Consider the following 20,556-nt stretch of genomic DNA (forward strand, 5'->3'; position numbering starts at 1 on the left):
GGTCGTAACCCTTGGCTTCGCCGCCGAACTTGGCTGCAAGCACGGTCGTGATCGCTGCCGTCAGGGTGGTCTTGCCATGGTCAACGTGTCCAATCGTGCCTACGTTGACGTGCGGCTTGGTCCGCTCAAATTTGCCTTTTGCCATTTTTAACTCCAGATAAAGAACATGCCCGTGTACGGTTTAACGTCTGCACTGTGTTGCTGATTCACTTCGCACGGGTACAAAGTGGCACACAATCGCAGACAACAAATTGAAGGCGCCACCCCTTGCGGAGCAGCGCCTGGCTTTACTTACTTGGCGCGTGCAGCCATGATGGCTTCGGACACATTGCGCGGCGCTTCCGAGTAGTGCTTGAATTCCATGGTGTAGGTGGCACGACCCTGCGACATCGAACGCAGCGTGGTCGAATAACCGAACATCTCGGACAGGGGTACTTCGGCCTTGATGGCCTTGCCACCGCCGACCATGTCTTCCATGCCCTGCACCATGCCGCGGCGTGAGGACAGATCGCCCATCACGTTGCCGGCGTAGTCTTCAGGCGTTTCCACCTCGACGGCCATCATCGGCTCGAGAATCACCGGGCCGGCCTTGCGGCAGCCTTCCTTGAAACCGAAGATCGCGGCCATCTTGAAGGCCATTTCGTTCGAGTCCACATCATGGTACGAACCGAAATGCAGCGTGACCTTGACGTCAACGACCGGGTAACCGGCCAGCACGCCCGAAGTCACAGCCTCGTGAATACCTTTTTCGACTGCGGGAATGTACTCGCGCGGAACCACGCCGCCCTTGATGGCGTCGATGAACTCAATGCCCTTGCCCATTTCATTGGGTTCGATCTTGAGCACGACGTGACCGTACTGGCCCTTGCCGCCGGACTGGCGCACGAACTTGCCTTCGGCATCTTCGATGGTCTTGCGAATGGTTTCGCGGTAAGCCACCTGCGGCTTGCCGACGTTGGCTTCCACGCCGAACTCGCGCTTCATGCGGTCAACAATGATTTCCAGATGCAACTCGCCCATGCCGGCAATCAGGGTCTGGCCGGACTCTTCGTCGGTCTTGACACGGAATGATGGGTCTTCCTGGGCCAGACGCTGCAAGGCAATGCCCATTTTTTCCTGGTCAACCTTGGTCTTGGGCTCCACCGCCTGGGTAATCACAGGCTCTGGGAACACCATGCGCTCGAGCATGATGATGGCGTCCGGATCGCACAGGGTCTCGCCGGTCGTCACGTCTTTCAGGCCCACGCAAGCGGCGATGTCGCCGGCGCGGATTTCACTGACTTCTTCCCGGTTGTTGGCGTGCATCTGCACGATACGGCCGATACGCTCTTTCTTGCCCTTGATCGGGTTGAAAACGCTGTCGCCCTTTTTCAGCACGCCGGAGTACACGCGCACAAAAGTCAGCTGGCCCACAAACGGGTCAGTCATCAGCTTGAATGCCAGGGCAGAGAACTTCTCGCCATCGTCAGCCTTGCGGGTGACAGGCGCCTCGTCTTCGTCCATGCCCTTGACGGGTGGAATGTCGATCGGCGACGGCATGAATTCAATCACGGCGTCCAGCATGCGCTGCACACCCTTGTTCTTGAAGGCCGAGCCGCAATACATGGGCTGGATTTCGCTGGCGATGGTACGCGTGCGGATGCCCAGCTTGATCTCGTCTTCGGTCAAGTCACCCTCTTCCAGGTACTTGTTCATGAACTCTTCCGAGGCTTCAGCCGCGGCTTCGACCATCTTCTCGCGCCACTCCTTGGCCAGCTCGAGCAGCTCGGCCGGAATTTCACGGTAATCAAATTTCATGCCCTGAGAGGCCTCATCCCAGATGATGGCTTTCATCTTGATCAGATCCACCACGCCGGTGAAGTTTTCTTCAGCACCGATAGGGATCACCATGGGCACAGGGCTGGCCTTCAGGCGCAGCTTCATCTGCTCCACAACCTTGAAGAAGTTGGCACCGGTGCGGTCCATCTTGTTGACGAAGGCCAGACGCGGCACCTTGTACTTGTTGGCCTGGCGCCAGACCGTCTCGGACTGGGGCTGCACGCCGCCGACGGCGCAGTAAACCATGCAGGCGCCATCCAGCACGCGCATGGAACGCTCCACCTCGATGGTGAAGTCCACGTGGCCGGGGGTGTCAATGATGTTGATGCGGTGCTCGGGCAGGGACGTGTCCATGCCTTTCCAGAAGCAGGTGGTTGCAGCGGAAGTAATCGTGATGCCACGCTCCTGCTCCTGCTCCATCCAGTCCATGGTGGCCGCGCCGTCATGAACTTCACCGATTTTGTGGTTCACGCCGGTGTAAAAGAGGATCCGCTCGGTGGTCGTGGTTTTTCCGGCATCGATGTGCGCGGAAATGCCAATGTTGCGGTAGTTTTGAATGGGGGTAGCGCGGGACATAAATTACTTTCAGTTCGGGGTTACGAACAAAGACTGCCGAAAGACGCCCTGCAATGACGTCTCTCATGTTTTCTGCGCGCCTGCCAGCTGTGCGTTGTGCGCTCAGCTGGCAGAAATTGGGGTTGAACCGCCAGGCGTCCAGATGGTGGACACCTGGAGGCCGCTCGGCAACCCGTCAAATCAGCGCAGCAAATACTGCGAACGAAAAATCAGAAGCGGAAGTGGCTGAACGCCTTGTTGGCTTCGGCCATGCGGTGCACTTCGTCACGTTTTTTCATGGCACCGCCACGACCTTCGGTGGCTTCCATCAGTTCGTTGGCCAGGCGCAGGGACATGGACTTTTCGCCACGTTTCTTGGCAGCTTCCTTGAGCCAGCGCATGGCCAGGGCCATGCGGCGGACCGGACGCACTTCAACCGGCACCTGGTAGTTGGCACCGCCGACACGGCGGGACTTCACCTCAACCATGGGCTTGATGTTGCCGATGGCCATGTGAAAAGCCTCCAGCGGATCTTTGCCGGGGTTCTTTTTCTCGATCTGCTCGAGGGCGCCATAGACGATACGCTCGGCGACAGCTTTTTTGCCGCCTTGCATGATGACGTTCATGAATTTGGCAAGGTCAACATTGCCAAATTTTGGGTCAGGGAGAATTTCACGTTTAGGGACTTCGCGACGACGTGGCATTTTTTCACCTCTTTGCTTCAGTTGGCACCGCTTTAGGCAGCACCGCGAGAGTTATCAAAACCCTCACTTACTCGACCGGCACAACAATTTGCACTTGGGTCACTTCGCTTGAACCACCTGCCAGGGTGATTCAAACACCTTGTTTTGAAGACGTCATGACAACTTCTTCGGGCTCGAACCGCACGGTCCGGGCCGGCCGGGCTTATTTGACCTTCGGCTTCTTCGCACCGTACTTGGAACGCGACTGCTTGCGGTCTTTCACGCCTTGCAGGTCGAGCGAGCCACGGACGATGTGGTAACGCACACCGGGCAAGTCCTTGACACGACCGCCGCGAACCAGCACCACGCTGTGTTCCTGCAGGTTGTGGCCTTCGCCGCCGATGTAGGAAATGATTTCAAACCCGTTGGTCAAGCGCACTTTGGCGACTTTACGCAGAGCGGAGTTTGGCTTCTTGGGCGTCGTGGTGTACACACGGGTGCACACGCCACGGCGCTGGGGGGAGTTCTGCATCGCAGGACTCTTGGACTTGATCTTTTCGACCTCGCGCCCCTGGCGAACTAGCTGATTGATGGTTGGCATTTAAAACGTCCCTAAACGTCTGATTTCTGACTTGACTAAATACGTGACTATTTACGTGAAAACGTGAATCTCCCCGGAAATTCCGGAAAAGCCCTCGAGTGTAGCAGTTTGGGTGGCCCTCTGCAAATTTACCCGGCCGGGGAGCCCCAGCGACCTGCAGGGGGTCCCGGCAGGGATGGCGCCCTACTTGATCCAGAGCCGGACCGAATCCCAGGCGCGGCCCAGGATGCCGGCTTCTTCCACCGTTTCCAGCGCCACCAGCGGGACGTCCACCATGGTCTCGCCGCCGCCCACCTTGACCTTGAGCGTTCCGAGGGCCTGACCGCGGGTGAAAGGCGCGACCAGCGGGTCAGGCCGGGCAACTTGGGTCTGGACCTTGGCGGAGCTTCCGGCGGGAACGGCAATCACGATGGCCTCGGGCCGGCCCAGCTTGACGGTGCCGGATTTACCCTTCCAGACCGCCGGAGAAACCACCGCCTGGCCGGCATCGAACAGCTTGACCGCCTCAAACGCGGTGTAACCCCAGTTCAGCAGCTTTTGCGACTCATTGGCACGGGCGCTGTCGCTGGCGGTGCCCAGCACGATGGCCACCAGGCGCCGGCCCCCGGGCGCGCCGGAGGCACCCAGGTTCGGAAAGTCGCGCTTGGCCGTGGCAATCATGCAGTAACCGGCCGCGGCGGTGTGGCCGGTTTTCAGGCCATCGACCGTGGGATCGCGAAACAGCAGGGTGTTGCGGTTGGTGTCGTTGGCCGCCGGCGTGCCCGGGTAGCGGTACTTCTTGATCGCCGAAAAACCCATGTAGTCGGGAAAATCCTGCATCAGGCGCGTCGACAGAATGCTCAGGTCGCGCGCCGTGGTGGTGTGGCCGGGCTCGGTCAGGCCTTCCGGGTTCTTGTAGGCGGTCGATTTCATGCCCAGCGCCTTGGCCTGCTCGTTCATGAGTTTCACAAAATTCTCGGCACTGCCGCCCACCCCTTCGGCCAGCGCCATGGTCGCGTCGTTGCCGGACTGGACGATCATGCCCTTGATCAGGTCTTCCACAGGCACCTGCATCTTGGGATCGATGAACATGCGCGAGCCCGGCATTTTCCAGGCGCGCTCGCTGACGCTGAAGGTCTGCTTGAGGGTGATTTTCTTGGACTTGAGCGCGTCAAACACCAGGTACTCGGTCATCAGCTTGGTGAGCGAGGCCGGCTCGATCGGCGAGTCGATGTCCTTGGCGGCCAGGATCTGGTTGGCCGTGACATCGAGCAGCAGGTAGGAGCGGGCAGCCACTTCGGGTGGCAGCGGCATCTGCGCTTGCGCCACCGGCAACAGGACCACGGAAGAAAGCAGCACAAGCGATGAAGCCGCGCCACGGAAAGCAGTCAGGAAACGGTGCATGGGGAGATAAGCCCTGAAGTGAGAAAAGAAGGAAAGAGGCGATGCGCCCGGCTCCGGCCTGAAAAAGTCAGCCCAGGTGGCGGATCACCAGATTTTTCAGAAGCGGCAATTGTCCATGAAAGAAGTGCCCGCCCCCGGGGATAACCGTAACAGGCAGTACCTGCGGCCGCGCCCAGTCCAGCACCGCCTGCAGCGGCACCGTGTCGTCCTGCTCGCCGTGGACCACCAGCGTCTGCGCGTGGGCGGCTTCCGGGATGGTCGCCACCGCAAAGCGGCTGGCGGCGGTGCCGACCAGCACCAGCTTGTCGATCGGGCGTACGCCCTGCAACCGTTCAAAGACGTGTGAGGTCACGAACGCGCCAAAGGAAAATCCGGCCAGGGCCAGCGCCCCGGCGGGCGCCAACTGCTGCACCACCGCCAGCATGTCGTCGATCTCGCCGCGACCCTCGTCGTACGCCCCTTCACTGGCGCCGACGCCGCGGAAATTGAAACGCACGGCGGTCCAGCCGGCCTGGGTGAAGGCACGCGCCAGGGTCTGCACCACCTTGTTGTCCAGCGTGCCGCCGAACAGCGGATGCGGGTGCGCGATCACGGCGATGCCACGCGACCGGCCGGCGGGCGCGTCCAGCGCGGTTTCAAGCGCGCCGACCGGGCCGGCCACCGTGCTTTTCTGGGTTTGAGCGTTCATGGGGAAAGCTTCGGGGGGCTCAATCCGCTACGAAAACAGTAGCTGCCAGCGCCCGTCCAATATGGGCCAAGGCCATAAAACACGCATGACTTTCGCTGACGGGCAGTCTGCAGGCCCATCAGCGCCCCAGATGGGCGGGTATGCGCAGGCGCTCGACCACCTGGCCGTTTTTCAGGTGCGACTCGACGATGTCGTCGATGTCCTGCGCATCCACATAGCTGTACCAGACCGCCTCGGGGTAGACCACGGCCACCGGCCCGGCCGCGCAGCGGTCCAGGCAGCCGGCCTTGTTGACACGCACCTTGCCCGGGCCGGCCAGGCCGGCCGCCTTGACCTGCGCCTTGCAGCGGTCAAACCCTTCCTGGGCCTTGTGGTTGGCGCAGCTGTCTTCACCGCTGGCGCGCTGGTTCAGGCAGAAAAAGATGTGCCGCTCGTAATAGGAGCCAGGGGGTGCGCTGGAGGAGGTCATGGCTCGATTTTACTTTCGCCGGCGTCGGTGGCCCGGCGGCTGGACAAACGCACCAGCACATACAGCACGGCCGCAAAGGGCCAGAGCCAGCCCAGCCACTGCGCCAGGCCGTTGAAACGGACGAACCGCCCCTGCTCCCAGATCTGCAGGGTCTCGGCAAAATAGGGGCCGACCGGCGCCTGGTTGAGCAGGGACAAATGAATGCTCAGCGCCAGCAGCAGCAGCGCAGCGGTGGCCCGGCGCGGCACTGGCAGCAGCAGCACGGCCAGCACGCCGCCCATCGTCAGGCCGACACGCACCGGCAGGTCCAGCCAGGCCCAGGCGTGGTCCGGGCCGTAGCTGAGCGCGGCAGACAGCGCGGTCAGCACGATGCCGGCCGCCAGCACGAGGACCAGGAAAACAACGCGTTGCAGCAGGGTGCGGATCACGCAGTAGCCGAGCAGGCAGGGAATCAGCGCGCCCAGCGCCACACAGATCACTTCAGCGCCGGGGACCAGCGGCTGCAGCTCGATGTCGCGCACCGGCAGCCACTCGAGAAACGGCGTGTCGGCCAGGACGTCGGCGAGCGCGTATTCCAGCCGCTCCAGCACCTGCCCCAGCCCCAGCGGCACCGAGGCCGGGAACAGCAGCGCGACCGGCCACAGGGCCAGCAGCACCAGCGCGCCGCGGGCGTCGCGGACAAACCAGCGCGCCCGAAAGCGGCTCCAGCGGGCGATGGCGCCGGCTTTTTCCAGCAGCCAGGCGCTGCAGGCGCCCAGCCAGGCACCGGCGGTGTTGAGCGCGAAATCCACATTCGATGGCACGCGCGAAGGCAGGTAGCTCTGCAGCGTTTCCATGGCCAGCGACAGCAGGCCCGCGCTGATCACCGCCACGGTGACGGCCCAGCGCACGCGGCCGCTGCGCAGGGCTGACAGGGCCAGCAGGAAACCGAGCGGCGCGTAGCCGACCAGGTTGACGCCGACATCGAAACCGGTCCAGTAACGCGGCAGCGGTGCGGTCAGGAAATTCAGCGGCGAGATGCCCTGGTTGCGCCACTCGGCAAAGGGGTAAAGGCTGGCGTAAACAATCAGGCAGACCGTGGCCAGGGCCAGCGGCCAGCTGGCTGTTTGCACACCCCTGACATCCTCACGATGCTTCGCATCGTGTAGTTCTGCCTCCCCTTGCAGGGGGCGACGCGAGACGCCCGGCGGAGCCGGTTCGTCCGCGTCTGCTGGTGAATTCGTGGGGGACACTCTGTCGGCCTGTGATACTAGAACGGCTTGACGACCACGAGGATGACTGCGGCGAGCAGCAGCAGCACCGGCACTTCGTTGAACCAGCGCCACCACACGTGGCTGCGGGTGTTGCGCCGGGCCACAAAGGTCGACAACATGCGGCTGCAGGCATGGTGGTAACCGAGGGCCAGGACCACGATGACGAGCTTGGCGTGCATCCAGCCATTGCCGGGGCCGCGTCCTATGCCGTAGCCCAGCCACAGCCACAGGCCGAAAACCAGCGCGGGCACGGCCAGAATCGTGGTGAAGCGCAGCAGCTTGCGTGCCATCAGGATCAGGCGCTCATGTTCGGCCAGACTTTCCGGCGGCACCATCGCCAGGTTCACAAAAATGCGCGGAAGGTAAAACAGGCCCGCAAACCAGCTGGCAACAAAAACGATGTGGAGTGATTTGACCCAGAGCATCGAGGTAGTTTAGTCCGCGCCCAAAAACTGTCTCACGGCGTTTCCAGAAATTCGCTATTCGGGATGAAGTGCAAGGCGCTTGTCGCATCGCTCTTCGAGCTCATACGAGGGTCGCGCTAGCCGCCGGAATGTACTTGGGGACATGAGGATTGCGAGCACCGCGCAACGCCGCAATTCGCCCGAATAGCGAATTTATGGAGATGCCGTGCAAAAAAATGCCCGGTTGACGCTGAGTCAACCGGGCCTGGAAGCCTTGTCTGCTGTGACACTTGAAGGCACCCGCTCAGGGAGGAAAAGCGGGATGCTGCCACCAAAAAGGTAACAACACGCCGCATTCTAACCACGCATGCAACACGATGACAAGCACAGTTCGACCAAAGTGAAAGATAGTTTCGCCGGCTATGTTCTGTATCGAACATACAACCGGCACCGGTGATGAATTTCTGGCCTTGACAAAGCTTTGGCACAATTTGGTCATGACCATCCACGCCTCCAACTTCGCCCCCTACCCGCTCGGCCGGCCGCGCCGCCTGCGCCGCGACAGCTTCACGCGCAATCTCGTTCGTGAAAACGCGCTGAGCGCGCACGACCTGATTTACCCGGTGTTTGTCACCGAAGGCAGCCAGCGCCGCGAACCGGTCACCTCCATGCCTGGCGTGGAAAGGCTCAGCCTGGATTTGCTGCTGCCGGTGGCCGAAGAGTGTGTACAACTCGGCATCCCGGTGATGGCGCTGTTTCCGGTGATTGACGGCTCGCTCAAAACTTACGACGGCAAGGAAGCGTTGAACCCGGACGGCCTGGTGCCGCGTGTGGTGCGCGAACTGAAAAAGCGTTTCCCGGAGCTCGGCGTGATGACCGACGTGGCACTCGACCCGTTCACCAGCCACGGCCAGGACGGCCTGCCGGACAAGGCAACCGGCTACATCCTGAACGACGAGACGATTGAGCTGCTGGTCGGGCAGGCGCTGGCCCAGGCCGAAGCCGGCGTGGACATCGTTGCGCCCAGCGACATGATGGACGGCCGCATTGGCGCGATCCGCCAGGCGCTCGAAGCGCGCAAGCTGATCCACACACGCATCATGGCCTACAGCGCCAAATACGCGAGCGCGTTTTACGGCCCCTTCCGCGATGCGGTCGGCTCCTCGGGCAACCTCGGCAAGGCCGACAAAAAGGTCTACCAGATGGACCCGGGCAACAGCGACGAAGCGCTGCGCGAAGTGGCCATGGACATTGCCGAGGGCGCCGACATGGTGATGGTCAAGCCCGGCATGCCTTACCTGGACGTGGTGCGCCGCGTGAAAGACGAGTTCGGCGTGCCGACCTTCGCCTACCAGGTCAGCGGTGAATACGCGATGCTCAAGGCGGCCGCGCAAAACGGCTGGCTGGACCACGACGCGGTGATGCTGGAAAGCCTGCTGGCCTTCAAGCGTGCCGGTGCCGACGGCGTACTCACCTATTTCGCCATCGCGGCAGCGCGTTTGCTACAAAAAACATAGCTGCTTGCGCACGACTGACAAGGGCTGCAGTCCAATTTGACCATCAACCGGACAGACACCGTGCAAATTGTTGAATTCACCGCCGACAGCCTGCGCTTTTCGGACGCCCTGCCGGCGCAGGCGCCGGCCGACGGTTTTGTCTGGGTGTTCCTGGACCGCGACGAATTCGAGACCCACGAGGCCCTGCTGCAGCAGGCGGCGCAGCAACTGGGCGGCTCCACCCTGCTGGACCTGCACAGCCAGGACCTGCGCAACCCGGCCCACCCTTCGCATTACGACTACACCTCGATCTACGACCTGATCATCTTCCGGCGGCTGGCCACGCAGGTCGAAACCCGGGCCGAGGTCGAAGACGAGGCCACGGCCGAGGCTTCCCACGGCCAGGGCGGCGAGCCGCGCACCAAGCCGCGGGGCGGCCTGCCCGCCTTTAATCGCATCAGCTCCAGGGCGGTGGGTTTTGTGGTGTTCGACCGACTGCTGATCAGCGTGCACCCGCGCGGCTGCTACACCGCCAAAAGTTTCATCCAGCGCTCGCTGAGCGACGCCAAGTTCAGCGTGGACAGCGTCTCCGCGCGCAGCCGCATCCCGTCCAGCCCGGCCGACCTGGTGCTGCGCATGGTCAACACCATGGTGGACAGCTACCTCGAGGTGCGCAAGGAATTGACCAAGCAGCTCGAGCACTGGCAGGCCGAACTGCTCAAGCCCAATTCGCGTTTTATCAACTGGGGCTCGCTGATGAGCGCACGCAGCCAGCTGCACGTGCTGGAAGACCTGTGCGACGAGCAGCACGACGCGATGCAGGAGTGGCTCGACTCCTTGCGCGAGCAGCCGATGTCTTCCTTTGCCGCCGACGCCCGGCTCGCGCAGACCCGGCGCGACCAGATGGTGGCGCGGGCGCGCGATGTCATTGAACATATCCAGCGCGTGGTGCATCACGCACGGCGGCTGGAGCAATCCGCTGAAACCGTGGTGCAGATCCACTTCAGCGCCCAGAGCAACCGCACCAACGACATCATGCGCACGCTGACCGCGCTGACCGCGGTGTTTCTGCCGCTGAACCTGATCACCGGTTTTTTCGGCATGAACTTTGAGTTCATGCCCCTGATTCACCAGATCGGCGGCTTCTGGTGGACCCTCGGCTTCATGGTGCTGCTGGTGGTGGTGGTGGTGTCGGTCTTCTGGCGCAAGCGCTACCTGGCCAGAAGCAGGCGTTAGGAGGGCCAGCATGGCGGCGGTGGTGCGCATCGGTTGCGCCGGCTGGCGCCTTCCCCGGGACAGCTGGCCGCAGTTCCCAGATACCGGCACCCACCTGCAGCGTTACGCCCGGCGTTTCAACGCGGTGGAAATCAATTCTTCGTTCTACCGGTCGCACCAGCCGGCCACGTACGAACGCTGGGCCGCGGCAGTGCCTGCCGGCTTCCGTTTTTCGGTCAAACTGCCCAAAACCATCACCCACGAAAAACGCCTGCAAGGCTGCGCCCCGCTGCTGCACAGCTTTCTCGCCGAGGCGGCTTGCCTGGGGGAACGGCTGGGCTGCCTGCTGGTGCAGCTGCCGCCCAGCCTGGCACTGGACACCCGCGCGGCGTCCGGCTTTCTGCACACCCTGAGAAAGCAGAACACAGGACCGGTGGCACTCGAGCCCCGGCATGCCAGCTGGTTCGAGCCACCCGCCGACGCGCTGCTGCGTTCGTTTGAAGTGGCCCGCGTGCTGGCCGACCCGGTGCTGTTTGAAGCGGGCGCCCGGCCCGGTGGCTGGCCCGGCGTGGTCTACCTGCGCTTGCATGGGTCGCCGCGCACGTACTACTCGCCCTATGACCACGCCCTGCTGGACCGGCTGGCCGCGCGGCTCGTCCTGGAAGCGGCGGCGGCTGACACGGTCTGGTGCATTTTTGACAATACCGCTTCGGGCGCAGCCACGGAAAATGCCCTTTACACCCGCCGCGCGGTACAGGGTCCGGGCACCTGACAGCGGCGTTTCCTCCACCGCAAGCCGAAGGAGTTGTGATGAGCTCAGCCGCCACAGCAAGACCCACCCCCTATGGCGACCCCGGGTCCGCCGCAGAACCGACCTGCGTCGACGACCTGACGCGCCAGAACGTACAGGCCATGCAGCGCTTGGAAGAGGCCGCACTCGCCTCGCGCAGCCGTTCTGACCGCATCGCCGGTTTCATTGCCCGCTTTTGCGGCTCCATGCCTTTTGTCGGGGTGCACGTGGCGATATTTTCTGCCTGGCTGCTTGTCAATTCAATTCCTGCGCTGCCCCACTTCGACCCTTACCCGTTTACCTTCCTCACACTGGTGGTGTCGCTCGAAGCGATTTTCCTCTCGACCTTCATCCTGATCAGCCAGAACCATGAGCTGCGAATCAGTGAACGGCGCAACCAGCTGGACCTGCAGATCAACCTGCTGACAGAGCAGGAAAACACCAAGATGCTGCAGATGCTGGAGCGCATCGCCAAAAAAGTCGGTGTATCCATGGACGACGATCCCGCCGTACACATCCTGAAAAAGGCGACACATCCGGAAGCGCTGGTGGAGCAAATCGAGCAGGCGCAGCGCGACGGTTCCCAGGCGTCCCAATAGCCGGGCGTTGCAGCCGCTCAGACCCAGGGCTGGGCGATCTGCTCCGTTTTGAAGACCCGCAACACCGCCGGCCGCGCCAGCATGCGCTGCAGGTAGGGCCCAAGATGCGGACGCGTGCGCGCGGCGGGCGACTGGAAGTTGCGCGTCCAGCGGCACAGCGTGAACACATAGGCGTCCAACGCGCTGTACTGCCCGCCGGCAAACCAGGGACCGCCGTGGCGCGCCAGTTCGGCATCGAGCTGGTCGAGCAGGCCGCCGACTTTTGCTTCGGCCTGCGCCTTGACCTCTGCCGCACCGGCGGCATTGCCGGGCGCCACCGAGCGCTCCGGATAGAAGTAAACAATCAGCGTGGCCTGCAGGGTGTTGGTCAGCCACATCAGCCATTTGTAGAAGTGGGCGCGCGCTGGCGTGCCCACGGGTGGCACCAGCCCCGCTTCGGGATGCATGTCGCTCAGGTGCAGGCAGATCGCCGCGGTTTCATACAGCACCAGGCCGCCATCAACCAGCACCGGGATCAGGCCGTTCGGATTGAGCTGGAGGTAGTCCGGCGCCTTGTGGGCGTTTTGCAGGCGGTCCACCAGCACGCGCTGGTAAGGCACGCCGATTTCTTCAAGCACGATGTGCGGCACCATGGCCGCGGTGCTGGGGTAGTAGTGAAGCTGGATCATGGCCCCCACGCTCGCTCACTTCGTGTAGCTCGCTGCCCCCCGAGGGGGCGCTGCGCCTGCGGACCGGCAAAGCCGGCTCCGCGGCCCCGGCTGGCTTGGCAGCACGTCTGGCGGAAAATTGCGGTGGTGAGGAGAGTTCTCTTCATTTCACGCCAAACAGGGTCGCGCCGTTGTCCCAGGCGATTTTCCGCGCGACATCGGGCGGCAGGTCGCCCAACCAGGTGCGGTAACCCTTCATGAGTTCGTCGTAATACTGCCAGCGCTGGTTGACCCAGGTGTCCGAGCCGATCATGAATCGGCCCGGGTACTTGAGCAGCAGCGCGCGCCATTCCGGACACAGCTTGCCGGCGTCGCAGGTCAGGCCGGGCCGGTAGGACAGCTCGCCCATCAGCGTCGGGTAGCGGGCCAGCAGCGCCTCCACCCGCGCCACGGGAACGCCGCTGATGCCGGTGTGCGCCCAGATCAGCCGGGCGTTGGGTGCGTGCGCCATCAGCAGGTCAATCGCCACATCGTCCACATGCGAGAGCACCGCGAGTTTGTTTTTCTCGGCGAACTGCATCAGCTTTTTCGCGACCGGTCCGTTGGCATGGGTGCTGTCGTACAGATGGAATTCACCGATGCCCTTGTAGGGTCCGGCCTGGGCGCCGCTGACGCCGCGCGCAAACTCGGCCTGCACCATCTCGTAAATCGTCTCGTCGCGAAACCAGTTGTCGTAGTCGGCGCGGTTGCGGTACAGGCGGATGAAAGGCACCACGGTGACACCGGCGCGCGCCGTCTGCTCCGAGGCCGCCAGCGCCTTGGTGCCGTCGTTGGGCCGCGAGTTGGCGACGATGGCCTTGACGCCGTTGCGCTGCATGCGCGCCAGCACATCGGCGGGACCATGGGGGCCCCCACACACGGCCCCCACGCTTTTCACTTCGTGTAATGCGCTGCCCCCCGCGGGGGCTGAACTTGCTTGGGGCGGCCCGGCGCTGCGTTCGCCGCAATTCCAGGCCTCCTCGTTGTAATGCAGGTGCGCATCGAACAGCGGGCCGCTGTAGTCGGCCGCCTGGGCGGTCGCCGAAAACGCTATCAAAAACAGAGCTGCTGGCGCCCGCCATTCAAGGGCCAAAGGCCAAAAACACTTGAAGCGCGGGCGGCCCATGGCTCAGTCCAGGTGGCTGGCGAAAAACGCCAGCGTGCGCGCCTTGGCCAGTGTGGCCGCCGCCTCGTTGTACGAGCCGCGCTGGTCGCAGTTGAAGCCGTGGTTGGCTTTGTAGACATGCACCTCGACGCCGGGCTGGGCTTTCTTGAAAGCTTCGACGGTGTCGAGCGGAATCCAGTGGTCCTGGTCGCCGAAGTGCACCATCACCGGGCAGGCCGGCTGGCGCGCCGGCTCCTCACCCACCGTCATGCCGCCACCGTAATAAGGCACGGCCGCCGACAGGCCGGACAGCGTGCAGGCCGCGCGCCAGGTCAGCAGGCCGCCCCAGCAGTAACCGACGATGCCGACCTTGCCGCCCGTGCTTTTCGCCGCGTACTGGATGGCCGCCTGGATGTCCTGCAACACCCCGGGTGCCGGCAAGGCTTCGACCGCGGTCTTGAGCGCAAAGCCGGCGTTCATGTCGGCCTCGGTGTAGCCAAGTTCCACCTCCGGCTTGACGCGGTGGAAGGTGGCCGGCGCGACCGCCAGGTAACCGGCCGCCGCGTAACCGTCGGCGACCGAGCGGATGTGCGAGTTGACGCCGAAAATTTCCTGCAGCACCACCACGGCGGCTTTCGGCGTGCCGGCCGGCTCGGCCACGTAGGCCGGAAAAACAAAACCGTCGGCGGCGGTGAGGTCGATGAATTTACCCATGGCGAAAGTCTCCTGTTCAGTTGCTGGTTAACGCATTATTGATTTTTCCAATTACACGACAGTGAATTGGACTGCTCTCACCCTCGCCCTCTGGGAGAGGGTCGGGGTGAGGGATTGAGCGTTCCGATTGTCCTGAGTTGTGAAACGCTCAATAATTTTTCAATTTCAACTTCAATTTACTTGGCGGCAAGTTTTTTCTCAAGCAGATCCAGCCGGTCCTGGCCCCAGAAAATCTCGCCATCAACGACATAACTGGGCGCGCCAAACACCCCGGCATCGATGGCCTGCTGGGTGCGGGTGTCATACAGTTGCTGGATGGCCGGGCTGTGCGACTGGGCCAGGCGCCCGGCGCCGCAGCCGCACTGGTGCAGGATCTCCGCCAACACCTGGTCGTCGGCAATGTTGCGCTCTTCCACCCAGACCGCCTTGAAAATCGCGCCGGCCAGGGTCATGGCCGTGGCGCTGCCGTCGGCCTGGTCCACCGCGGTGATCAGCCGTGCGGCGGGGTCGCCTCCCACGGGAAAGTACTTGGGCTGGCGGTTCAGCGGCAGCTGCAGGTGTTCGCTGAAACGCTGCAGCTCCACCAGCCGGTAGGCCTGGCGCTGCGGCGCACGCTGGCCCAGCGGCAGGCCGCCGGAGACCGGAAAAACCTTGCCGAAATCCACCGGCAGCACCCGCACCGCCGCGCCGGCTGCGCTGGCGATCTGCGCAAACCGCTGGTGGCCCAGGTAGGTCCATGGGCTTTGCGGCGTGAAGTAATAGTCGATGGTGGTGCTCAAGGGTGTCTCCAGTGGGGATGCTGTTTTTCCGGCCGCTGCGGCCGATTGAGGTAGATTCGGGTCAACCCGGTTTGTAACCGGGATTGCATTTTTTTGCTGGAGACCGGCTTTGTCCAACATTGTTCTGATCACCGGAGGCTCGCGCGGCATAGGCGCCGCCACCGCCCTGCAGGCCGCCCGCGCCGGCTACGCCGTGGCCGTCAACTACACCACCAACTCGCTCGCTGCCGACGAGGTGGTTCGGCAGATCCGCCAGGGCGGCGGCACGGCGATCACGGTGCAGGCCGACGTGGCCGAGGAAAGCCAGGTACTGGCCATGTTTGAAAAGGTCGATGCCAAGCTCGGCCGGCTCACGGCGCTGGTGAACAACGCCGGCGTGGTGGACCAGACCTCGCGGGTGGACGGCATGAGCGTGGCGCGCCTCAAACGCATGTTCGACATCAACGTGATCGGCACCATGGTCTGCGCGCGTGAAGCGGTCAAACGCATGAGCACGCGGTACAAAGGCGCGGGCGGTGCCATCGTCAATGTCTCCAGCGTGGCCGCGCGGCTGGGCGCGCCCGGCCAGTATGTGGACTACGCGGCCGCCAAGGGCGCGGTGGACGTCTTCACCATCGGGCTGGCCAAAGAGGTCGCCGCCGAAGGCATACGCGTCAACGCGGTGCGGCCCGGCATCATTGACACCGACATCCATGCCTCGGGCGGCCTGCCCGACCGCGCGCGCGACCTGGCGCCGCAGGTGCCCATGCAGCGGGCGGGCAGCGCCGACGAAGTGGCGCAAGGCATTGTCTGGCTGCTCGGCAATGCGTCGAGCTACACCACCGGCGCGCTGCTGGACATTGGTGGAGGCAGGTAACGTGGCCCCCACGCTCGTCACTGCGTGTACGTCGCGAGGCCTTGCAGGCCGCGGCTCGCGAGACGCTTCGCCTCTGTCGCCTGTCCAAATCTGCTCAAGCAGGTTTGGAGCCGCAGGCTCCAGCCCCTCGGGGGCGCTGCGCCTGCGGCCCGGCCCTTCGGCAGGCTCAGGACAGGCCAAGGCCGGTTCCGCGGCCCCGGCTGGAATTTGAATCGCCTTTTGGGAGCAACGATGGACTTTAAACCGCTTGTCACCCTGCTGGCCATCGTCAACCCGCTGGCCATCGTGCCGTTTTTCATTCATTACACGCGGGGGTTTTCGACAGAGCAGCGGCGGCGCACCATCGTCATCGCGTCGTTCAGCGCCTTCCTGGTGATCGCCACCAGCGCGCTGCTGGGCTTGCAGATCCTCGAGTTCTTCAGCATCTCGCTGGCCAGCTTCCAGGTCGGTGGCGGCATGCTGCTCCTGATCAGCTCCATGAACATGCTCAACGCGCAGCCGGCCGAAGCCAAGCCGAACACCCACGAGCTCGAAGACGGCGCGGAAAAAGCCGCCATGGGCGCGAGCATCGCCGTGGTGCCGCTGACCATTCCCCTGCTCACCGGCCCGGCCACCATGTCCACGGTGGTGATCTACGCCGAAAAGGCCCAGAACCTTCTCCAGCTCGGCATGCTGGTCGGCTACGGCGTGGTGATCGGCCTGGCCACGGCCGTGTGTTTCGCCCTGGCCCAGCCGATTGCCCGCGTGCTCGGCAAGACCGGCATCAACGTGATGACGCGGCTCATGGGCCTGATCCTGGCCGCGCTGGCGATCGAGGTGATGACCGGCGGGCTGCTCAAGCTGTTTCCCATCCTCGGCCGCGGCCTGTAGGAAATTCGCCTCCAGCCCTTACCGGGCGGACGCAGCAAGCTACTTTTTCAATAGCAGAACAGCGCTGCCGCCAAGCTCATCCGGCTCAGTGACGATGCAGGTGGTGCGCATCGGGCACATGCGGATGGGCGTGCTCCAGCGGCTCATGGTGGTGCCGGTGGCTGTGCGTCCCCTCGGGCGTCGGCACGTGGCGGTGGGTGTGGTGGCCATCGGCATGGTCGTGCGCATGTTCATGGTCCATGGCCACGTGGCTGTGCGCATGGCCGTGGGACTCCATCAGGTGCAGCAACACACCGCCCAGCATCAGCAGCCCACCGGCGCCCATCCAGGCGCTGACAGAGCGGTCACCCAGGGCCAGCGCGAACACCGCACCGATGAAGGGCGCGAAGGCAAAAACGGAACCGGTGCGGGCCGCCCCGAACGCCCGTTGCGCCAGCAGGTAAAAGCGCAGGCTCAGGCCGTAACCGGTGGCGCCGACCGCCAGCAGGCCGGCGGCAGCCGCCAGCGCGGGCACCGGTTCGGCGAAAACCAGCGCGAGCAGGGCCGTGACCGTCGCGCCCAGCGCCGCCTTGACCAGCACCACCTGGCCCGGGTCGCGCTCGGCGAGCGCGCGTGACAGGGTGTTGTCCATGCCCCAGGCGGCCGTGGCCACCAGCACGGCCAGCAGGCCGGCCAGCTGAGCCCCGCCGAGCCGGGCCTGGTCCAGAACCAGCACGGCCCCGCCGGTCAGCAACAGCGCCATGGCGACCCAGACGCGTGCGCCCAGGGTTTCACGGTAAAGCCGCCAGGCCAGCAGCGCCGTGAACAGCGCCTCCAGGGTCAGCATGAGGGAGGCACTGGCGCCGCTGGTGCGCTGCAGGCCCCAGGCCAACGCCACCGGCCCGATCACGGCCCCGAAAACAACCACCGCCAACAAACGCCGCCCATCGCTGCGCTGCAGCCTTGCCTCCTGCTGGTGGCCTTTCCTCAGCAGCGCGCCAGCCAGCGCGGCACCGGCGTACAGCAGGGCTGCCGTGGTCAGCGGCCCCAGCCCCCGGCCCAGGGACTGGACCAGCGGCGTGCTGACACCGAAAAGCGTCGCTGCCAGCAGCGCCAGCAGGCCGCCGCGCAAAGCCGGTGTGTTCATGCATGCCTCCTCAAGAAATCAATCAAACCAGCCTCCACCACAACACCGGCGGGCGTACCCAGCTATTTTTTTTGTAGCAACCGGACCAGCCGGTTGCTGGTGTTGCGCAGCCGCTGAGCCAGCAACTGGGTGATCTTGACCATCAGCTTGGCGCCGACGCCGGGGTGCTGGCGGATCAGCTGCCCGATGGCGGTGCGGCTCAGCACCGCGGCCTCCACGGCGTCGATGGCGGTGCAGGTAGCGTAACGCACGTCGCGGTCGAACATCGACATTTCGCCGAGGACGGCGCCCTCGGTGGTCACGCCGAGGCGGGACCTGTTTTCATGCGCATCCGGGTCGTCGTCGTCCGCCGGGGTGGTTTTGGTCACATCGACCGTGCCGCTGAGCAGCAGCAGCATCCAGTCGCCGGCATCCCCCTCGGCAATCAGCACCTGCCCGGGCTGCGCGCGGATCAGCAGCATGGTGTCCCCCAGCGTGTCGAGCTCCTTCAGCGTGAAGTCTTCCAGCAGGGCCGAGTGCTGCAGCAAGGCGGGGCCGCGGCCGGACATCTTCTGGCAACTGCCCAGCACTTCCAGCCCGGCTTGCCGCAGCTGTTCTTCCAGAGAACTCGCTGCCCCCGCGCCCGTCGCTTCGCGTGCCTGCAGCGGCGCGGCGGCGTTCAGGGGATCTGCTGCAGCCATTGCGAGATCTCCCCGATCGCGGCGTCGGTTGCCGCGGTCAGTGCGCGCACGCCGCCGGCCGCGTCAGCGCTGGTCGCCGGCCGCTGGACCGTGAAGTAGCGCTGGGCCAGCAGTTTTTCGCCGCTCGGCGTGTTCTCCACCAAGGTGGCGTGCAGCCGCACCAGGCCGGTGCTGCTGGCGGGCGACTGGAACAGGTGGCTGAACTCCTCGAGCTGCAGCTGCAGCGTGCGCGGCGGCGCCCCCAGGGCGGCGCTGCGGTTCAGGGCCGGACCTTCACCGGCGTTGAAGACGGCCCGGTCGCGGCCCAGCGTCTCGCGCAGGCGCTGGCGCACCAGCTGCGCGGGCGGCATGCTCCAGCGCGCCTGCGAGTAGGGCCGCAATTGCTGCGCATCGGCGTAGGCCAGCCGGTACAACACCGCCTGGTTGTCGAGTGCGCCGCCTGGCGTCGAGATGTCGCTGAGCGCCAGCGGTGGCAGCGGTGCCTGCCGCGTCGCGGGCAGCGCGCTCAGGGGGCCGGGCCCGAAGTCGTAGAGCGCGGCGCGCAGCGGCTTGTCGGGCAGGGCCGAGCAGGCGGCGAGGGTCAGCGTCACCAGCAGCATCAAGCAAAATCTGGCACCGGCCCTTGACTGGCGAGCGCCGGCAGCTACGGTATTGATAGCACTGATGGAGTTCAGGGGATTCATGGTTTTCCTCCGGGAGCGGTAAAGCCGGTCTCACCCGGGCCGGGCGTGGGCGGGCCATTGCCGAAAATCAGCGACTGCGGGTTGTCGTCCACCGCGTTGACGGTGCGCCGGAGCTGGCGCATAGCACGGGCGGTCTCCTCGGCCACGTCACCGAGCCGCGGCAGGGTGGCGGCGCTGAAGGTCTCCACCGTGGCCGACAGGGCGGCACCGCCTTCGGCCAGCTTGTCGAGGGGCCCGCCCTTGGCGTTGAGGCGCTCGGCCGTGGTTCCCACTTCGGTGGCGGTTTTGGACACATCGTCGGCCGCGGTCTTGAGCGACTTCATGGTGACGCTGGCCTCCTGGCTCAGCTTGGGCAGTGAAGCCACCACCGGGTCGAGCTTCAGGACCACCTTGTTGATGCTGTCGGCCGCCTGGCCGAACTGCTGGACAGCGCTCATCAGCGCCTGCTGGTTGCCGTCGCCCAGCAGCTTGTTGAGTTTGGTGCTGGCCGCCTCGACCTGGTCCATGATCACCTCGCTTTTGCCGAGCAGCTTGTCGAGCAGCCCGGGCTTGAGCGGGATGCGCGGCGGGTCGTCGTCGTTGGGCACCAGCAGCACGGTCGAAGGGCCGTCGTCTTCGAGCTGGATGAAGCCCAGACCCGTGACGCCCTGCGAGCTCACGGTGGCAAAGGTCGACTGGGTCAGGGGGGTGCCGACATCGACCGAAATGCGCACCAGCACATTGCCCTTGGTCTTGTGGTCAAAGCCGATGAACTCGACCTTGCCGACCGGCACGCCGCGAAAACGCACCTGCGCCTGCGGCTGCAGGCCCGAGAGCGTCTCGCGCGTGGACAGCTCGTACAGGTGGCGCTCGCCGTTGTCGCGTGTCAGCCAGACGGCCAGCAGCGCCAGCAGCGCGGCCACCACCAGCACAAAAGCGCCGGCGGCCATGGCATGGGCTTTGTTTTCCATTTTTAAAGTCCTTAATACCTCTGCGAGGTGGTTCCAGAAATTCGTTGCTCGGGATGCAGTGCAAGGCGCACGGCGCGCAGGACACCGGAATGCACTTCGGTGCATGAGGATTCCGAGCACCGCGCAACGCAGCAATGCGCCCGAGCAGCGGAT

The 20,556-nt window shown here is 64.3% G+C and carries 23 protein-coding genes; 6 read left to right on the forward strand and 17 right to left on the reverse strand.

Going from position 1 to position 20,556, the window contains the following annotated elements; genetic code table 11:
* The 9 genes from B7G52_RS19630 to B7G52_RS19670 all read right to left on the reverse strand — a co-directional run.
* The coding region (locus B7G52_RS19630) for a GTP-binding protein (protein WP_240523322.1) at nucleotides 1–145 on the reverse strand (145 nt) is incomplete at its 3' end.
* Between the two features lie 146 nt (nucleotides 146–291).
* Entirely contained in the window at nucleotides 292–2,394 is a 2,103-nt protein-coding gene (gene fusA / locus B7G52_RS19635) for an elongation factor G (RefSeq protein WP_096699272.1), read from the reverse strand.
* Between the two features lie 209 nt (nucleotides 2,395–2,603).
* Complete coding sequence (gene rpsG, locus B7G52_RS19640) at nucleotides 2,604–3,077, reverse strand: 30S ribosomal protein S7 (RefSeq protein WP_077592325.1); 474 nt, start codon at nucleotides 3,075–3,077, stop codon at nucleotides 2,604–2,606.
* A gap of 202 nt (nucleotides 3,078–3,279) precedes the next feature.
* Nucleotides 3,280–3,657, reverse strand: coding sequence for a 30S ribosomal protein S12 (rpsL, locus tag B7G52_RS19645; RefSeq protein WP_096670584.1), 378 nt, complete (start codon nucleotides 3,655–3,657; stop codon nucleotides 3,280–3,282).
* 183 nt (nucleotides 3,658–3,840) lie between these two features.
* Entirely contained in the window at nucleotides 3,841–5,040 is a 1,200-nt protein-coding gene (locus tag B7G52_RS19650; RefSeq protein WP_096699274.1) for a D-alanyl-D-alanine carboxypeptidase family protein, read from the reverse strand.
* A gap of 67 nt (nucleotides 5,041–5,107) precedes the next feature.
* Nucleotides 5,108–5,728 carry an alpha/beta hydrolase gene (locus B7G52_RS19655; protein ID WP_096699276.1) on the reverse strand — a complete coding sequence of 207 codons (621 nt, stop codon included), beginning with the start codon at nucleotides 5,726–5,728 and terminating at the stop codon, nucleotides 5,108–5,110.
* A 118-nt stretch (nucleotides 5,729–5,846) separates the two neighbouring features.
* A complete protein-coding gene (locus B7G52_RS19660; RefSeq protein ID WP_096699278.1) occupies nucleotides 5,847–6,197 on the reverse strand; it encodes a ferredoxin in 351 nt (116 codons plus the stop codon).
* Nucleotides 6,194–7,309, reverse strand: a complete 1,116-nt coding sequence (locus tag B7G52_RS19665; protein ID WP_096699280.1) for a VanZ family protein — start codon at nucleotides 7,307–7,309, stop codon at nucleotides 6,194–6,196. Before B7G52_RS19665 ends, B7G52_RS19660 begins: the two co-directional genes overlap by 4 nt.
* A gap of 137 nt (nucleotides 7,310–7,446) precedes the next feature.
* Nucleotides 7,447–7,875, reverse strand: a complete 429-nt coding sequence (locus tag B7G52_RS19670; protein WP_096699282.1) for a CopD family protein — start codon at nucleotides 7,873–7,875, stop codon at nucleotides 7,447–7,449.
* A gap of 476 nt (nucleotides 7,876–8,351) precedes the next feature.
* On the opposite strand from B7G52_RS19670, the gene hemB reads away from it, so the two are divergent.
* Genes hemB through B7G52_RS19690 form a run of 4 tightly spaced genes read left to right on the forward strand, consistent with a single transcriptional unit; the run spans nucleotide 8,352 to nucleotide 11,954 of the window.
* On the forward strand, nucleotides 8,352–9,371 hold the full coding sequence (gene hemB, locus B7G52_RS19675; RefSeq protein WP_096699304.1) for a porphobilinogen synthase: 1,020 nt from the start codon (nucleotides 8,352–8,354) through the stop codon (nucleotides 9,369–9,371).
* 60 nt (nucleotides 9,372–9,431) lie between these two features.
* Complete coding sequence (locus tag B7G52_RS19680; RefSeq protein ID WP_096699306.1) at nucleotides 9,432–10,586, forward strand: magnesium transporter CorA family protein; 1,155 nt, start codon at nucleotides 9,432–9,434, stop codon at nucleotides 10,584–10,586.
* A gap of 10 nt (nucleotides 10,587–10,596) precedes the next feature.
* On the forward strand, nucleotides 10,597–11,337 hold the full coding sequence (locus B7G52_RS19685) for a DUF72 domain-containing protein (RefSeq protein WP_096699283.1): 741 nt from the start codon (nucleotides 10,597–10,599) through the stop codon (nucleotides 11,335–11,337).
* Nucleotides 11,338–11,375: 38 nt separating this feature from the next.
* Nucleotides 11,376–11,954, forward strand: coding sequence for a DUF1003 domain-containing protein (locus tag B7G52_RS19690; RefSeq protein WP_096699284.1), 579 nt, complete (start codon nucleotides 11,376–11,378; stop codon nucleotides 11,952–11,954).
* A gap of 17 nt (nucleotides 11,955–11,971) precedes the next feature.
* Here the strand turns inward: B7G52_RS19690 and B7G52_RS19695 are convergent, their stop codons facing one another.
* From B7G52_RS19695 to B7G52_RS19710, 4 genes are all read right to left on the reverse strand, one after another.
* Nucleotides 11,972–12,622: a glutathione S-transferase family protein gene (locus B7G52_RS19695; protein ID WP_096699285.1), complete on the reverse strand. Its 651-nt coding sequence runs from the start codon at nucleotides 12,620–12,622 to the stop codon at nucleotides 11,972–11,974.
* 142 nt (nucleotides 12,623–12,764) lie between these two features.
* Nucleotides 12,765–13,766, reverse strand: a complete 1,002-nt coding sequence (locus B7G52_RS19700) for an amidohydrolase family protein (protein ID WP_141397507.1) — start codon at nucleotides 13,764–13,766, stop codon at nucleotides 12,765–12,767.
* Nucleotides 13,767–13,769: 3 nt separating this feature from the next.
* Nucleotides 13,770–14,459, reverse strand: coding sequence for a dienelactone hydrolase family protein (locus tag B7G52_RS19705; protein ID WP_096699286.1), 690 nt, complete (start codon nucleotides 14,457–14,459; stop codon nucleotides 13,770–13,772).
* Between the two features lie 176 nt (nucleotides 14,460–14,635).
* A complete protein-coding gene (locus B7G52_RS19710) occupies nucleotides 14,636–15,238 on the reverse strand; it encodes a 2-hydroxychromene-2-carboxylate isomerase (protein ID WP_096699287.1) in 603 nt (200 codons plus the stop codon).
* A gap of 109 nt (nucleotides 15,239–15,347) precedes the next feature.
* Between B7G52_RS19710 and B7G52_RS19715 the strand changes: the two genes are divergently transcribed.
* Together B7G52_RS19715 and B7G52_RS19720 are read left to right on the forward strand one after the other, a co-directional pair.
* On the forward strand, nucleotides 15,348–16,094 hold the full coding sequence (locus B7G52_RS19715; RefSeq protein WP_096699288.1) for an SDR family oxidoreductase: 747 nt from the start codon (nucleotides 15,348–15,350) through the stop codon (nucleotides 16,092–16,094).
* A 231-nt stretch (nucleotides 16,095–16,325) separates the two neighbouring features.
* Nucleotides 16,326–16,964 (forward strand): MarC family protein, encoded by a 639-nt coding sequence (locus tag B7G52_RS19720; RefSeq protein ID WP_096699289.1) that lies wholly within the window; start codon nucleotides 16,326–16,328, stop codon nucleotides 16,962–16,964.
* 85 nt (nucleotides 16,965–17,049) lie between these two features.
* On the opposite strand, the gene B7G52_RS19725 is transcribed toward B7G52_RS19720, so the two are convergent.
* From B7G52_RS19725 to B7G52_RS19740, 4 genes are all read right to left on the reverse strand, one after another.
* Nucleotides 17,050–18,090: a DMT family transporter gene (locus tag B7G52_RS19725; RefSeq protein WP_096699290.1), complete on the reverse strand. Its 1,041-nt coding sequence runs from the start codon at nucleotides 18,088–18,090 to the stop codon at nucleotides 17,050–17,052.
* Between the two features lie 62 nt (nucleotides 18,091–18,152).
* Complete coding sequence (locus tag B7G52_RS19730) at nucleotides 18,153–18,770, reverse strand: cyclic nucleotide-binding domain-containing protein (RefSeq protein ID WP_096699291.1); 618 nt, start codon at nucleotides 18,768–18,770, stop codon at nucleotides 18,153–18,155.
* The gene (locus B7G52_RS19735; protein WP_096699292.1) at nucleotides 18,749–19,453 is read right to left on the reverse strand and encodes an ABC-type transport auxiliary lipoprotein family protein; all 705 of its coding nucleotides are present in this window, start codon (nucleotides 19,451–19,453) and stop codon (nucleotides 18,749–18,751) included. Before B7G52_RS19735 ends, B7G52_RS19730 begins: the two co-directional genes overlap by 22 nt.
* A complete protein-coding gene (locus tag B7G52_RS19740) occupies nucleotides 19,450–20,403 on the reverse strand; it encodes an MlaD family protein (RefSeq protein WP_096699293.1) in 954 nt (317 codons plus the stop codon). The genes B7G52_RS19735 and B7G52_RS19740 overlap by 4 nt, the downstream gene beginning before the upstream one ends.
* Between the last annotated feature and the right edge of the window lie 153 nt (nucleotides 20,404–20,556).

Origin of the sequence: Polaromonas sp. AER18D-145 (assembly GCF_002379095.1) — a bacterium.
Lineage (GTDB): Bacteria > Pseudomonadota > Gammaproteobacteria > Burkholderiales > Burkholderiaceae_C > Polaromonas.